Annotated in this window: 2 protein-coding genes; one reads left to right on the plus strand and one right to left on the minus strand. The window is 66.6% G+C overall.

The annotated features are described in order from the left end of the window. The coding region (nadA, locus tag AC16JP_RS09065) for a quinolinate synthase NadA (RefSeq protein WP_484340290.1) at positions 1-194 on the plus strand (194 nt) is incomplete at its 5' end. Positions 195-232: 38 nt separating this feature from the next. Here nadA and AC16JP_RS09070 read toward each other — a convergent pair. After that, positions 233-1,162 carry a hypothetical protein gene (locus tag AC16JP_RS09070; RefSeq protein ID WP_484340291.1) on the minus strand — a complete coding sequence of 310 codons (930 nt, stop codon included), beginning with the start codon at positions 1,160-1,162 and terminating at the stop codon, positions 233-235. Positions 1,163-1,376: the final 214 nt, after the last annotated feature.

Consider the following 1,376-nt stretch of genomic DNA (forward strand, 5'->3'; position numbering starts at 1 on the left):
TGTGCCCGTTCATGGCGCTGAACACGATGGAAAAGCTGTATCTGGCGCTGCGCGACATGAAACCGGAACTGGACGTGCCGGAAGAACTGCGGCTGCGCGCGCTGCTGCCGTTGAACAGGATGCTGGCAATTGCATCGGGCGCCGCGACCGACCTGACGCCGGGCCAGACCGTGCCGCCGGTGACGGGGGACTGAGCCGGACGCGCCACCGGTTGGCGATCAACCGGCGCTGGTTACAGCCGTTCCATCCTGAGGGTGCTGTGGTCGCCTGCCCAGGCCTTTTCGAATGCTGCGGTGGCGGCAGCCGGCGCTGCCCGGTTGCCTGCAGCAGCCTCGGCGCGTGCCGGGTCGCTTGCTTCGACAAGATGGATGAACAGATGGGCGGCCTGCACATGATCCGGGTTGCGCGCGAGCACCGTTTCCAGAAGCCTGCGCGCGTCGGCGCTCAGGCCGATTGGCGTCCTGCCGTCGGCCTGCCAGTAGTTCCATGGCGTGGTGTCCATCACGGCTTCCGCTGCAAGCACGGCGATGTCGTCGTCGGCAGCGAACCGGTGCGCGACATCGAGCATCGCCCGCGCATAGGCGTTGTCGAGCTGGGCGCGGTTCGCGCCTGGATCGCGGCTGTAGCGCCGAGCGAGTGCGTCGATCAGCGCCTGCTCGGTCGGTGAGGCGTTCGCTTTCAGAGCCACCGCGCGGTCGAGCGCTGCGAGAGCTGCGTCCCGGTCGCGGTCGTCCATCGGGGCGTTGATGTTTGGCCCGAGCGCCAGCGCTTCGCCCCACCAGCACATGGCGCAGTCGGGATCCAGATTCTGCGCCTTGCGGAACGATGCGACCGCCCCGGCATGGTTGAACCCGTAGGTGAACAGCAGCCCCTGCGAGAACCACTGCCTCGCCCGCTTGTTGGCCGTGGATAGCCGGAATGGCGAATGTGCAAGATCGCGGTAGAGCGGGATGTCGCCCGCGCCGCTGGCTGGCTTTGCCATTGCAGCAGCGACCATCAATGCGCGTGCCGGGTTTGCCGCCGACTGCCCGCCGCTACCGCACGGGAATGCCGGGCGCGCGACGACGGGCAGCTGTTGCTGTGTGGAACCCCACTGGAGATCGGACGCCGAGGTGAACGACAACAGACCTGCCGCCGCCACCGCTGCGCAAAGCGAAGCCACCTGTCAGCATCCGGCTGTTGCCCCTTTGGTCGACGGAAAGTCGCAGCAATTCTGACGCAGTGACGGCTGGTCGTCAATTTCGGCGGTGCCAGCAGATTGCAGTGTCTGGCGATCAAGCGTCTTGCCCATATGATACCGGGGCCGCTAGCAATGGCCTATGCAGAAACTGGTCATCGCTGCGCTCGTTGGCAGCGCACAAGCCCCCGCCCTGGCG

It is taken from the genome of Sandaracinobacteroides sp. (assembly GCF_057137845.1).